The organism is Micropruina sp. (genome assembly GCF_047607385.1).
Taxonomy (GTDB): domain Bacteria; phylum Actinomycetota; class Actinomycetes; order Propionibacteriales; family Propionibacteriaceae; genus Micropruina.
The window spans coordinates 18,130-31,487 of record NZ_JASGDE010000041.1 but is presented as its reverse complement, the minus strand read 5'-3'; the positions used below and the strand labels follow the sequence as shown (position 1 = coordinate 31,487).

Below are 13,358 nucleotides of genomic sequence, written 5' to 3'. Positions count from 1 at the left end.
CTCCTTCATGCCGCGTGCGGTCACTTCTCGGTGGTGGGGCCGGACGGTGGATCGGCCGGTTTGGCGGGGTCGGGGGCCGGATTGCCTCGTCCGGCGGCCCCGATCACCGCGGCACCGGCTTGCCGGCGGCGGGCCGAGACACCGGCCAGGCCGACGGCGGCCAGCAGGGTCAGGCCGTTGAACAGCGGGGTGACCCAGAACGCGGCACCCAGCTGCTGCAGGCCGGACAGGCCGATCGCCAGCACGGCGACCGCGACGATGGTGCCGAACGCGTTGGCCCGTCCGGGCTTGATCGTGGTGGAACCGAGCAGGGCGCCGACGAAGGCCGGCAGCAGGTAGTTCTGCCCGGCGCTCGGGTCGCCGATCTGCTGCTGGGCGGCGAGCAGGACTCCGGCGACGGCGGTGATGCTGCCGGACCCGACGAAGGCGAGGATGACCACCTGGCTGCGCTTGATGCCGACCAGGTCGGCGGCGCGCGGGTTGGCGCCGACCACGTAGAGGTAGCGGCCCAGCGGCAGGTGCTCGAACAGCAGCCAGAGCACGATCACCAGCACCACCACGTACCAGAAGGTCACCGGCAGCTTGATGAAGGTCGAGTTGGTCAGGTCGGTGAACCAGTCCGGCAGGCCGGCGTTGGTCGGCACGATCCGGGCGCCGCCGGTGATCCAGCCGGTCAACGCGTAGAGCACCGAGCCGGTGCCCAGCGTGGCGATGAACGAGTCGATGTGCGCGAACTCGACCAGGAAGCCGTTCACCAGGCCCACCACGACGCCGAACACGACCACGATCAGCGACACCAGGATCCAGTGCAACCCGGTGTTGACCAGCAGGTACATGGCCAGCACGTGGGACAGCCCGATGCCGTAGCCGATCGACAGGTCGAACCGGCCGGTGACGATCGGAATGGTCGCGGCCAGCGCGAGCAGCGCCGGGATCGACTGGTTGGTCAGGATCGCGCGCAGGTTGTCGAAGGTGGGGAAGGTGCCCGGCAGGATGATCGCGAACATCGCGAAGATCGCCACGGTGAGCACCAGCAGGCCCCAGTTCCCGACGAACGAGCCGCCCGCCTTGGCCTTCTTGGCGGGCGCAGCCGCGGCGGTCATGCCGCCGCTCCGGTCGCCACGGCCACCAGCGACGGCACGGTCAGGTCCTCGCGATCAATCTGTGCGACGATCTGCCCGTCGCGGAACACCAGTGCTCGATGGCACACGGCTGCTACCTCCTCAAAATCGGTGGAGACGAGTAGGACGGAGATCCCTCGTTCGAGTGCCTCGTCGAGAAGGGCGTAGATCTCGCGTTTGGCGCCCACGTCGACGCCTGCGGTGGGTTCTTCCAGGACCAGCACCCTGGCCTCGGTGGACAGCCAGCGTCCGATGATCACCTTCTGCTGGTTGCCGCCGGAGAGTCCCTCGACGGCCAAGCTGGCGTCCGGCGGTTTGACCCCGAACTGGACGACCAACTCGTCGGCCTTGGCCCGCTCCGGGGCGTGCGCCATGTAGCTCAGCCCGGTCTTGCCGTGCAGCGCCGGGTTGGGGAACAGGTTCTCGGTGACGCTGAGCGGCATCGCCAGCCCCTCGTCCGCGCGGTTGCTGGTGACGAACCCGACGCCCCGGCTGACCGCGGTGTACACGTCGCTGGGCACGAACGGCTCGCCGGCCAGGCTCAGGGTGCCGTCGTAGAGGGCGGCCGCGCCGGCGATGGTGCGGCCGATCTCCTCCTGACCGGCGCCGGCCAGCCCGACCATGCCGACCACTTCGCCGGCCCGGGCGGCCAGCGACACCGGGCCGACCCGGTCGCCGACCACGTCGCGCAACTCGATCAGCACGTCGTTGCGGCCGCGGTTGGTGGGCGGTGGCGGCGGGATCGGCTTGCTGCCGATGATCAGCTCGATCACCTCGGACGGGTTGGTCTGGGCGACCTCCAGGTCGGCCACCACGAGGCCGTCGCGCATGATGGTGGCCCGGTCGCAGATCTCGAAGACCTCGTCCAGCCGGTGCGAGACGTAGACCAGGCCGAGGCCGTCGGCGCGCAGCCGGCGCAGCACCTCGAACAGCCGGTGGGTCTCGTTCACCGGCAGGCTCGCGGTCGGCTCGTCGAGCACCAGCACCCGGGCGTCCACCACCAGGGCGCGGCCGATGGCCAGCATCGATTTCTCGGTGCGGGACAGGTCGGCCACCCGGGCCCGGGGGTCGATGTCGGCACCGACCAGCTCCAGGGCGCGTTCCGCGCGGCGTCGGGACGCCGTCCAGTCGATCAGCTTGCCCAGGTGTCGCGGATAGCCGGTTCCCAGGGCGATGTTCTCGGTCACTGTCAGGCCGTCCACCAGGCCGAGATCCTGGTGGATGAAGGCCACCGTGTCGGCCGGCGGGGCGCCGCCTTCCAGCGGCTGGCCGCAGACGGTGATCTCGCCGGCGTCCTTGCTGTAGACACCGGCCAGGATCTTGATCAAAGTGGACTTGCCGGCGCCGTTGTGGCCCAGCAGTGCCAGCGTCGAGCCGGCCCTGATCTGGACGTCGACGCCGCCCAGCGCCTGGGTGGCACCGAACCGCTTCGACAGTCCGCGAATATCGACCAGCACCTCACCGGGTCGGCCGGGGGTCGCGCTCGATGCACTCGTGCTCACGTGATTCCTCCGTGGTCGTCATTGACAGGGACAGAATCATGGACGCCGTCCAGGATTGCAAGCACATCTGCGGATCTGTCGCCCTCTGTGGCGTTCTTTGGCTCAGCATCTTGACCGGCGTCCCGTATTGTGTACGATCGCCGCCATGTCGATCGGGGTGCGCCAACGGCTGACCGAAGCCGGCGAACGGCACCCTCAGGCGCCCGACCGGCCGCTCGTCCGCCCACGGCCGACGCGGTCGAGCGAGGGCGGCGGCACGGTGTGGGACGATGACCCTGCCCACCCCGGCCCTCGTCGCGGGTGGGATGCGATGCGGCGTCCGCGGCCACGCGGGCAGCAGGAGGTGGGCGATGTCTTCGACCGGGCAGTCTCCGGTCCCGGCGATCGAACGCGCCGCCGCGATTCTGGACGCCCTGGCCGACAGCCAGGGAGTGGCGGTCTCGGCCAGCGACCTGGCCCGGCGGCTGGGCCGTCCGAAGAGTTCGACGGCCAGCCTGTGCGCGGCGCTGGAGGGCGTGGGCCTGATCGAACGCCGCGAGTCGGGCTATCAGCTGGGCCGCAAGCTGGCCGAACTGGGCGGCCGCTACCTGTCCACCCTGGACGAGGTCTCGGAGTTCTACCAGTCCTGCCGGCGTTCGCCGATCCTCAGCCGGGAGACCGCGCGAGCCGCGATCCTGGACGGCACCGAGGTGCTCTACCTGGCCCGCTACGACGGTGTGCAGCCGCTGCGGCTGACCTCGCACATCGGCGACCGCTTCCCGGCGTCCTGCACGGCGACCGGCAAGGTGCTGCTGGCCAATCTCGACCCGGCCGTGCTGGCCGACCGGTACAGCCGGGTGAGCACGTTGCCGGCGCTGACGCCGCGGTCGCTGACCAGCGTCCCGGAGTTGATGGCCGAACTGGATACCATTCGCGAGCAGGGCTGGGCGATCGACGACGAGGAGACCACCATCGGGGTGACCTGCCTGTCGGTCGCGGTCGGTCCGCCGCAGCAGCCGGCCCGGTTCGCGGTCAGCGTCACCTTCCTGTCCTCTCGGCTGGACCAGGACCTGCATCTGGACGACCTGATCGGCGAGTTGCGTGCTCTCGCCGACCGGATGGCTTCACCCCTGACACCCCGGTAGGCGCCGCCCGGGGTGCGCAGATCGATCCGCGGCGCAGCTCACGAAGGAGTCGCCGATGAGGCCGTCCAACACCCCGCTGTCGGTTGCCGAGTTCCAGGACCTGTTCGACCGGCTGTCGCGCTGGGGTCGCTACGAGAATCCCGATCGCGGGGCCTGGAACCTGGTCGGTCCCGAGCAGGCCAAACGCGGTGCCGGCGCGATCCGTTCCGGCCGGGTGGTCGGCATGGCGCTGCCCTGGAACACCGTCGCCGAGGTCGACAACCCGAAGCCGGCGCTGCACTTCATGAGCGACCTGGGCGATGTCGAGCCCGGCCAGCCGACCTGCAACAAGGACTTCATCGGCATCGACTACCACGGCAAGTCGTGCAGCCACCTGGACGCCCTGGCGCACATCGCCTGGCAGGGCCAGCTGTTCAACGGCAACAGCTCTGCCGAGGTGGTCGGGGCCGGCGGCGCCAGCTTCGGCACCGTCGGCGCGCTCGGGCCGATCGTCACCCGCGGCGTCCTGCTCGACCTGCCCGCGGTGCGCGGGGTGGACTGGCTGGAGCCGGGGGAGGCGCTGCACGCCGAGGATCTGCAGGCCGCCGAGGACTTCGCCGGCGTCCGGATCGAGCCGGGGGACGCCGTCCTGCTGCGCTGCGGGCAGTTCGCCCGCCGCCGGGCGCTGGGGCCCTGGGACTCGGGTGAGGCCAGCGCCGGCATCCACGCCGACGCCGCGCCCTGGCTGCACGAACGCGACATCGCGGTGCTGGGCGCGGACGGCGACAGCGACGTCCGGCCCTCGCCGGTGCCGGGGGTGCATTCGCCGATCCATGTGCTGTCGCTGACCTGCATGGGGGTGCCGCTGCTGGACAACCTCGACCTGGAGGCGCTGTCCCAGGCCTGCCGCGAGGAGGGCCAGTACGCCTTCCAGCTGACCCTGGCGCCGCTGAACATCCCGATGGGCACCGGCTGCCCGCTGAACCCGGTGGCAGTGCTGTGAGCGACGGTGCCGCGAGCGGCTTCCGGGTCGGCATCAGCCGCGACTTCCTGGACCAGGCCGGGCGCAACGTCTGGGGCGACATCGGGCTGGACCGGCTGGACCGGGAAGGGGTGGAGTACCGCTACCTGGACGAGGACGTCGACGAGCTGCGGCCGTCCGACATCGCCGGCTTCGACGCGGTGCTGTTCGCGCGTCCGGCGGTGACCGCGGCCACCTTCGCCGGGCCGGGGCCGCACCCGAAGCTGCTGGCCCGGTTCGGGGTCGGCTACGACACCGTCGACCTGGACGCCTGCAGTGCCCACGGTGTGCTGGTCACCATCACCCCGGACGGTGCCCGCCGGGCGGTCGCCACCGCGGCGCTGACGATGATCCTGGCCGGCCTGCACCACGTGGTGGTCAAGGACCGGATCGTCCGCTCCGGCGACTGGGCGCCGCGCACCCGGTTCATGGGACGCGGTTTGACCGGCAAGACCGTCGGCTTCATCGGCCTGGGCAACACCGCGACCGACCTGCTCACCCTGCTGGAGCCGTTCCGCTGCCGGGTCGTGGCCAGTTCGCCCGGCATCGACCCGGATTGGGCGCGGGAGCACGGCGTCACCATGACCGATGCCGCCGGGGTGTTCGAGGCGTCCGACGTGATCGTGATCATGGCCGCGCTGAACGCCCAGACCCATCACCTGGTGAACGCCGACCTGCTGGCCCGGGTGCGTCCCGGAGCCCTGCTGGTGAACGTGGCCCGCGGACCGATCGTGGACGAGGCGGCGCTGGTCGAGGCGCTCCGCTCCGGCAACCTCGGCGGGGCGGCCCTGGACGTCTTCGAGACCGAGCCGCTGGCGTCCGACAGCCCGCTGATCGGCATGGACAACGTGGTGCTGGCGCCGCACTGCCTGGCCTGGACCGACGAGATGTCCCTCGGCAACGGCGGCAGCGCCGTCCAGGCCATCCTCGACGTCCGCGACGGCCGGACGCCGAAGTACGTGGTGAAGCCGCGCTGAGCAACCACCGGGGACGGTTCTCAACGGTTGGGGACGGTTCTCAACGGTCGGTTTTCGTCGGGTTGGGGACGGTTCTGCTGGCCGAGAACCGTCCCCAATGGTCGGTTTTCAACCGTGGAGAACCGTCCCCGGTGGGCGAGAACCGTCCCCAACCGACGAGAACCGTCCCCAATGGGCGATTTCCAACCGCCGAGAACCGTCCCCGGGCGATCGGGGTTGTACGGCGTCGGGGCGTCCAGCACTACGCTGTTCATCGACACTCTCGCCTAGTGATATTATCTCGACATCGAGATATCTCCCGGACGGTGACCACAGGAGGCACGCATGAGCATCAACAGTTTCGACGCCAGGACCACCCTCGAGGTCGCCGGGAAGACGTACGAGATCTTCGCGCTGGACGCCGTGGAGGGTTCCGACACCCTGCCGTTCAGCCTCAAGGTGCTGCTGGAGAACCTGCTGCGCACCGAGGACGGCGCCAACATCACCGCGGACGACATCCGCGCGCTGGGTGCCTGGGTGCCGTCCGAGGACCCGAACCGGGAGATCCAGTTCACCCCCGCCCGGGTGATCATGCAGGACTTCACCGGCGTCCCCTGCGTGGTCGACCTGGCCACCATGCGCGAGGCCATCGCCGAGCTGGGCGGTGACGCCAACAAGGTGAACCCGCTGTCACCGGCCGAGATGGTGATCGACCACTCCGTGGTGGCCGACCTGTTCGGCACCCCGGACGCCTTCGCCCGCAACGTCGAGCTCGAGTACCAGCGCAACCGTGAGCGCTACCAGTTCCTGCGCTGGGGCCAGGGCGCCTTCGACGACTTCGTGGTCGTCCCGCCCGGCACCGGCATCGTGCACCAGGTCAACATCGAGCACCTGGCCCGGGTGATCTTCCCCCGCGTCGTCGACGGCGTGCTGCAGGCCTACCCCGACACCTGCGTCGGCACCGACAGCCACACCACCATGGTGAACGGCCTCGGCGTGGTCGGCTGGGGCGTCGGCGGCATCGAGGCCGAGGCGGCCATGCTGGGCCAGCCGGTGTCGATGCTGATCCCGCGGGTGGTCGGCTTCAAGCTGTCCGGCAAGCTGCCCGAGGGGGCCACCGCCACCGACCTGGTGCTGACCATCACCGAGATGCTCCGCGAGCACAAGGTGGTCGGCAAATTCGTCGAGTTCTACGGCCCCGGCGTCTCCGAGGTGCCGCTGGCCAACCGGGCCACCATCGGCAACATGAGCCCCGAGTACGGCTCCACCATCGCGATCTTCCCGATCGACGCCAAGACCACCGACTACCTGCGGCTGACCGGACGCTCCGAGGAGCAGATCGCGCTGGTCGAGGCCTACGCCAAGCGGCAGGGCCTGTGGCACGCCGACGAGGCCGAGCCGCGCTACTCGGAGTACCTGGAGCTCGACCTGGGCACCATCGTCCCCTCGATCGCCGGGCCGAAGCGTCCGCAGGACCGGATCATCCTGGCCGAGGCGCAGCACGCCTTCGAGCAGTCGGTCGCCGCCTACACCGACGACGCCCACAAGCAGGTGCACGTCACCCTCGCCGACGGCGCCGACTTCGACCTGCCCACCGGTGCGGTCACCATCGCGGCGATCACCTCCTGCACCAACACGTCCAACCCGAGCGTGATGATCGGCGCCGGCCTGCTGGCCAAGAAGGCGGTCGAGAGGGGGCTGACCCGCAAGCCGTGGGTGAAGACCTCGCTGGCGCCGGGCTCCAAGGTGGTCACCGACTACTACGCCCGCTCCGGCCTGGACACCTACCTCGCCAAGCTCGACTTCGACCTGGTCGGCTACGGCTGCACCACCTGCATCGGCAACTCCGGCCCGCTGATCCCCGAGGTCTCCCAGGCGGTCAACTCCGCCGACCTGGCGGTCACCTCGGTGCTGTCCGGCAACCGCAACTTCGAGGGCCGGATCAACCCGGACGTGAAGATGAACTACCTGGCCAGCCCGCCGTTGGTGGTGGCCTACGCGCTGGCCGGACGGATGGACATCGACCTGCTCAACGAGCCGCTGGGCGAGGGCTCGGACGGCCAACCGGTCTACTTGCGGGACATCTGGCCCTCCACCGAAGAGGTCGAACAGGTGGTGAACAGCTCCATCTCCTCGGACATGTTCTCCAGCCGCTACGCCGACGTGTTCGCCGGCGACGACACCTGGCGCTCGCTGCCCACCCCGACCGGCGAGGTCTTCGAGTGGGACGCCGACTCCACCTACGTGCGCAAGCCCCCGTACTTCGAGGACATGCCGGCGCAGCCGAAGCCGGTCACCGACGTGGCCGGCGCCCGGGTGCTGCTCAAGCTGGGCGACTCGGTGACCACCGACCACATCTCGCCGGCCGGTTCGATCAAGGCCGACAGCCCGGCCGGCAAGTACCTCACCGAGCACGGCGTGGCCCGCAAGGACTTCAACTCCTACGGCTCCCGGCGCGGCAACCACGAGGTGATGATCCGCGGCACCTTCGCCAACATCCGGCTGCGCAACCAGCTGGCGCCGGGCACCGAGGGCGGCTTCACCCGTGACTTCACCCAGCCGGACGCCCCGGTCAGCACCGTCTACGACGCGGCCCAGAACTACGCCGCCGCCGGTGTTCCGCTGGTGGTGCTGTCCGGCAAGGAGTACGGCTCCGGCTCGTCCCGCGACTGGGCGGCCAAGGGCACCGCGCTGCTGGGCGTCAAGGTGGTCATCGCCGAGAGCTACGAGCGGATCCACCGCTCCAACCTGATCGGGATGGGCGTGCTGCCGCTGCAGTACCCGGAGGGCGAGACCGCCGAGTCGCTGGGCCTGACCGGCGAGGAGACCTTCACCTTCACCGGCATCGAGGAGCTCAACCAGGGCAGCACGCCGAAGACGGTGCACGTCAAGGCCGACGACAAGGAGTTCGACGCCGTGGTCCGGATCGACACCCCGGGCGAGGCCGACTACTACCGCAACGGCGGCATCATGCAGTACGTGCTGCGCAGCCTGCTGCGGTCCTGACTTGGCCAAACGGCTCGACAAGGCGGAGCGCGCCCGCAGGGAACGCGCCATCGCGGCACGCTCCGCGACGGTCGGCAAGCCGCGTCCGAAGTCGCCGCGACCCAAGGCCGAGGCGCCGCCCGCGAAGCCGGAGGTGCGGCGTCCGAGAGCGACCGGACGGACCCGGGCTTCGCGCAGCGGCATCGGGTCTGAGCTGGCCGAGCGGATCGCCTGGTCGATGCTGGCCGCCTTGGCGGCGCTGGTCGGCGCCGGCATCGCGCTGGCGCTCGGTGGGGCGATCGTGCCCTCGCTGTGCCCGAACGACGACGGCACCTGCTCGTTCGGCTGGATGGTGCTGATCGGCATGACCGGCTACGCGCTGGCGTTGCTGCCGGCCTGCGCCATCGGCGGCCTCGGCATCTGGTTCTGGGTCGCCTACCTGGCCGGCTACGCGCCGCTGATCATGGTGTCCGCGGCGGGGGAGTGGTGGTGGTGGACGGCCCTGGTGTTGCTGCCCGCGGCCGCCGCGGTGGCCAGCGCTCCGCTGGGACGGCAGTCGCTGCCGGGTCCGCAGCGGGGCGGATTGCTCGGCTTGGCGGTGATGGGTCTCGCAGCCGTCGTCTGGTGGTACGGCTGAGCAGTTGCCGCGACGCGTTCTATTCGCCTCACGGGCACTCTCGGTTCCACTCGCGGTCGGTTCTCGGTTCCACTCGTGGTCGGCTGTCGGTTCCACTCGTGGTCGGTTCTCGGTTCCACTCGTGGTCGGTTCTCGGTTCCACTCGCGGTCGGCGATCTCGACATCGCTCTCCGAAGGCGGGATGCCTCGGCGATTTCGCGTCTTGACTTGAAATCGGACGGCTTTCCCTCCATCCGACAGCGATCTCGACATCGCCGCGGCCGGCTTCCGTCCCGGTGGCTCGTCGAACCCCTGAGATCGGGCGTGACGTCGGTCGTCCGGGCGGCTAGCGTTGTCGGAACAATTCAAAGCTCGGGAGCTCGCACCAGATGGCGGGCTGAGAGGGCGGAGTGCCGATCCTGGCGATCGCGGGTCCGCCGACCGACCGAACCTGTCCGGGTAATGCCGGCGTAGGGAGGTTTTTCGTCCATGACGACGTCCGATCAGATCATCGCGCCCACCGCGTCCCGAGCCGTCGAGGCGCCGGTGGTGCTCACCGACGCGCCGCCGCGTCCGCTGCGGTTCCTCGACCAATTCGCGATGTGGGCCAACCTGGGGATCAGCCTGTTCGGTCCCTTGACCGGGGCGCTGATCGCCGCCACGACCGGCTCGATGTGGACGGCGATCGCGGCCATCGTGCTCGGCTGCGGCATCGGTGCGGCACTGCTCGGCACGGCCGCGGTCTTCGGCGCAACCACCGGCGTGCCGGCCATGGTGGCGCTGCGCGGGCTGCTCGGACGCCGGGCCTCGGTGGTGCCTACGCTGCTCAACATCGGCCAGAACATCGGCTGGGCCACCATGGAGATCATCGTCATCTCGACCGCGGCGACCGCGATCGTCGGGGACGCCTGGCGCTGGCCGTTCGTCGTCCTCGCCGGGGCGGTGGCGACGGTGATGGCGGTGCGACCGCTCGGCAGTGTGCGGATGCTGCGCACGGTGATGGTGTGGCTGGTGCTGATCGCGTCGGTGGTGCTGTTCGTCCAGGTGTTGCTGCAGCCCGCCGGCGAGATCCCGCAGGACGCCGTGCTCGGCTTCTGGCCGGCCGTCGACCTGGCCGTCGCCGGGGTGGTGTCGTTCGCGCCGCTGGCCGCCGACTACAGCCGGCACTCTCGCACCAAGCGGGCGGCCTTCTGGGGCTCGGCGCTGGGCTACGGACTCGCCGCCGTCGCCTACTACACGCTCGGCGTGTTGGCGGTGGCGCACCTCGGCGCCACCGACGTCCTGGGCGCGTTGATCGCGCTGCCGGCGGGCGGGATCGCGCTCAGCATCCTGCTGGTCGACGAGGTGGACGAGGCCTTCGCCAACGTCTACTCGACCACCATGTCGATCCAGAACATCGCCCCGAACCTGGACCGTCGGGTGGTCGCGGTCGCGGTGGGTGTGCTCGCCACCTTGCTGGCCGGACTGCTCGACTTCGGCCAGTACCAGTCCTTCCTGTTCCTGATCGGTTCGGTGTTCGTCCCGCTGTTCGCCGTAGCCGCAGTCGATTTCCTGATGGTGAGCAAGCAGCGCTGGGACGTCAGTGCCGGCTCTCGGCTGCGCTGGGCGCCGGTGCTGGCCTGGGCCGGCGGCTTCGGCATCTACCAGCTGATCAACCCGGGGTCGGTGCCCGTCTGGTCGCAGTTCTGGACCGAGGTCGCCGCCGCGATCGGCTTCGTCGCGCCCTCCTGGCTCGGCTCGTCGGTGGCCGCCATCGGGGTCTCCGGGGTGCTTATGCTGGTGCTGGGACGGCGCCGCTAGGGCCGGGGCCCTAGGTCAAGTCGCTACTGCCAGGTTTTGGTGGTTATCCGGGTGGTGTCGGCGCTCTACCAGCGTTCGGACCGCTTTCTGGTGGATACGAATACCCCCTGGGGGTAGCTCATACCCACCAGAAAGTGGTTCGAGTTCGAATCGTCCTGCTCCTCGGGCGCGATAACCACCAGAATCCGGTTCGCTGCGGATCGGCGACCGAGCACGACGGTGGGCGTGTCCACCCCCGTCCTGCCGCGGACGGCGGAGGGCGCGGCGCCGGGTCGGCGTTACGTTGATCCGGTGCGCAATCCCACCCTGACCCGGCAGATCCTGGGGCTGGCTGTCCCGGCGTTCTTCGCGCTGGTGGCGGAGCCGCTGTTCCTGCTGGTGGATTCCGCGATCGTCGGGCACCTGGGGACGCCGCAGCTGGCCGGGCTGGGGGTGGCCGGGTCGGTGCTCGGCACTGCGGCGGGTGTGTTCGTCTTCCTCGCCTACGGCACCACCGCCACCGTCTCTCGGGCACTGGGCGCCGGCGCCGCCGAGCAGGTGGTATCCGCCGGGGCGGACGGCACCGTGCTGGCCGGCATCCTCGGCGTCCTCACCGGCGTCGGTGTCGGCTTCGGGGCGGAGCCGTTGTGCGCGGTGCTCGGCGCCGGTGGTGAGGTGTTGCAGCACGCCACCACCTACCTGCGGATCTCGGCCCTCGGGCTGCCGGCCATGCTGGTGATGATGGCGATCACCGGGGCGCTGCGCGGCGTCCAGGACACCCGCACCCCGCTGGTGGTCTCGGTCGTCGGGTTCACCCTCAATGCGCTGCTCAACGTCGGCCTGGTCTACGGCCTCGGCTGGGGTATCGCCGGGTCCGCCTGGGGAACCGTGGTGTCTCAGTACGCGATGGCATCGGCCCTGGTCGCGGTCTGGTTCCTGCGGCTGCGGGCGTCCGGCATGGCGCTGCGATTGCATCCGGCCGGCGTGCTGGCCGCCGCCGTCAGCGGCGTCCCGCTGATTGTCCGGACGCTGTCGCTGCGGGCGATCCTGCTGCTCACCACCTGGGTGGCGGCGGTGCTCGGCGAGGTGCCGCTGGCCGCCCACCAGGTGGCGTTCACGGTCTGGACCATGCTCTCCTTCGCGCTGGACGCCCTGGCCATCGCCGGCCAGGCGCTCACCGGCAAGGGCCTGGGCGCGGCGGACGTCGCGGGCGTCCGGGCGGCGACCGCCACCATGGTGCGGTGGGGGATCGTCGGCGGGGCCGTGGTGGGCCTGGCGGTGGCGCTGTCCGGCCCGCTGCTGGCGCCGTTGTTCTCCGCCGACCCGGCGGTGCGTGCGGCCGTGGTCGCCGCCCTGATCGTGGTCGGCATCGGGCAGCCGGTCTCGGGCTACGTCTTCGTCCTGGACGGGGTGCTGATCGGCGCCGGCGATGCGCGCTGGCTGGCCGGCGGGATGGCGCTGGTGCTGCTCGGCTACCTGCCGGTGGTCGGGCTGCTGCGGTTGAACGCGGACGCCCTGGCCGCCCAGGGGCCGGTGCTGGCGACCGTGGCGCTCTGGCTCGGGTTCACCGCCTTCATGCTGATCCGTTCGGCGATGCTGCGCTGGCGGGAGCGCGGGGACGCCTGGCTGGTCACCGGCCTGAACTGATCCGGCCGAGCTCTGGACGGCGCGCGTCGCACACTCTAGAATAGAACATATGTTCGATCATGAGGAGGGGCGATGGCAGCCCGAACGGAACACCCCTGGCCGAGGGTCGAGCCTCCGGAGCCGATCGGCTACGCCCCGCCCGGCTGGCCGGATCGGGTGCGTCCCCCCGGGGCGCCCGACTGGGAACTCACCGCCGCCGAGTTCCTGCTGGACTGCTGTCCGGCCGACTATCGACGGTACCGGCTGCTGCGCCGGCACCCGGTGGTGCTGGCCAGGTTCGCGGCGGTCTTCGTCGAAGCGCAGGAGCGGGCCAGTCGGGAAGGGCTGGCCGGGGTGCGGGTCAGCCTCGCCGACCGGGTCGCTCCCGAGGTGGTCGCCGGCGCGGTCGAGGTGTGGTCCAGTCAGCAGGCCGCGCTGGCGCGGCTGCGCCGCGAGGTGGCGATGGTCGAAGAGGCGCTGCGAGGCAGGCGGTTCGTCCCCAAGTTGTGAGGCCGGGCGATCGTGCCGTGCCGAAAGGTGGCTTCGGGGCGACAGCTGGGCTCAGGGCATGTTGCGGAAGTCGGGTTCGATCGGTGAGCGGGGTGTCCGCGCCCGGTCCGGCAAGGCCGAGGAGGGCGTCATGCCCGGG

10 protein-coding genes and 1 riboswitch are annotated in these 13,358 nt (G+C 70.5%); of the genes, 8 read left to right on the top strand and 2 right to left on the bottom strand.

Going from position 1 to position 13,358, the window contains the following annotated elements:
• Positions 1-20: 20 nt before the first annotated feature.
• Both QM582_RS04215 and QM582_RS04210 read right to left on the bottom strand, forming a co-directional pair.
• Positions 21-1,103 (bottom strand): ABC transporter permease, encoded by a 1,083-nt coding sequence (locus QM582_RS04215; RefSeq protein ID WP_415082032.1) that lies wholly within the window; start codon positions 1,101-1,103, stop codon positions 21-23.
• Positions 1,100-2,623: a sugar ABC transporter ATP-binding protein gene (locus QM582_RS04210; RefSeq protein WP_415082030.1), complete on the bottom strand. Its 1,524-nt coding sequence runs from the start codon at positions 2,621-2,623 to the stop codon at positions 1,100-1,102. The genes QM582_RS04215 and QM582_RS04210 overlap by 4 nt, the downstream gene beginning before the upstream one ends.
• Before the next feature lie 350 nt (positions 2,624-2,973).
• Between QM582_RS04210 and QM582_RS04205 the strand changes: the two genes are divergently transcribed.
• The 8 genes from QM582_RS04205 (at position 2,974) to QM582_RS04170 (ending at position 13,219) form a co-directional block, all read left to right on the top strand.
• Complete coding sequence (locus tag QM582_RS04205; RefSeq protein ID WP_415082029.1) at positions 2,974-3,747, top strand: IclR family transcriptional regulator; 774 nt, start codon at positions 2,974-2,976, stop codon at positions 3,745-3,747.
• Between the two features lie 55 nt (positions 3,748-3,802).
• On the top strand, positions 3,803-4,729 hold the full coding sequence (locus QM582_RS04200) for a cyclase family protein (protein WP_415082027.1): 927 nt from the start codon (positions 3,803-3,805) through the stop codon (positions 4,727-4,729).
• On the top strand, positions 4,726-5,724 hold the full coding sequence (locus QM582_RS04195) for an NAD(P)-dependent oxidoreductase (RefSeq protein WP_415082025.1): 999 nt from the start codon (positions 4,726-4,728) through the stop codon (positions 5,722-5,724). The genes QM582_RS04200 and QM582_RS04195 overlap by 4 nt, the downstream gene beginning before the upstream one ends.
• 324 nt (positions 5,725-6,048) lie before the next feature.
• Positions 6,049-8,709, top strand: coding sequence for an aconitate hydratase AcnA (gene acnA / locus QM582_RS04190; protein ID WP_415082023.1), 2,661 nt, complete (start codon positions 6,049-6,051; stop codon positions 8,707-8,709).
• 1 nt (position 8,710) lies between these two features.
• Complete coding sequence (locus QM582_RS04185; RefSeq protein WP_415082022.1) at positions 8,711-9,325, top strand: hypothetical protein; 615 nt, start codon at positions 8,711-8,713, stop codon at positions 9,323-9,325.
• 341 nt (positions 9,326-9,666) lie between these two features.
• A riboswitch (TPP riboswitch) is annotated at positions 9,667-9,799 on the top strand.
• A complete protein-coding gene (locus QM582_RS04180) occupies positions 9,794-11,104 on the top strand; it encodes a purine-cytosine permease family protein (protein ID WP_415082020.1) in 1,311 nt (436 codons plus the stop codon). Its footprint overlaps the riboswitch before it by 6 nt.
• 291 nt (positions 11,105-11,395) lie before the next feature.
• On the top strand, positions 11,396-12,730 hold the full coding sequence (locus QM582_RS04175; protein WP_415082019.1) for an MATE family efflux transporter: 1,335 nt from the start codon (positions 11,396-11,398) through the stop codon (positions 12,728-12,730).
• A 72-nt stretch (positions 12,731-12,802) separates the two neighbouring features.
• A complete protein-coding gene (locus QM582_RS04170) occupies positions 12,803-13,219 on the top strand; it encodes a hypothetical protein (RefSeq protein ID WP_415082017.1) in 417 nt (138 codons plus the stop codon).
• The last annotated feature ends 139 nt before the right edge of the window (positions 13,220-13,358 follow it).

Excerpts from the sequence above, each read along its gene's own strand:
- QM582_RS04200 (WP_415082027.1), top strand. The coding sequence starts at position 3,803 with ATGAGGCCGTCCAACACCCCGCTGTCGGTTGCCGAGTTCCAGGACCTG.
- acnA (WP_415082023.1), top strand. The coding sequence starts at position 6,049 with ATGAGCATCAACAGTTTCGACGCCAGGACCACCCTCGAGGTCGCCGGG.
- QM582_RS04215 (WP_415082032.1), bottom strand. The coding sequence starts at position 1,103 with ATGACCGCCGCGGCTGCGCCCGCCAAGAAGGCCAAGGCGGGCGGCTCG.
- QM582_RS04205 (WP_415082029.1), top strand. The coding sequence starts at position 2,974 with ATGTCTTCGACCGGGCAGTCTCCGGTCCCGGCGATCGAACGCGCCGCC.
- QM582_RS04170 (WP_415082017.1), top strand. The coding sequence starts at position 12,803 with ATGGCAGCCCGAACGGAACACCCCTGGCCGAGGGTCGAGCCTCCGGAG.
- QM582_RS04180 (WP_415082020.1), top strand. The coding sequence starts at position 9,794 with ATGACGACGTCCGATCAGATCATCGCGCCCACCGCGTCCCGAGCCGTC.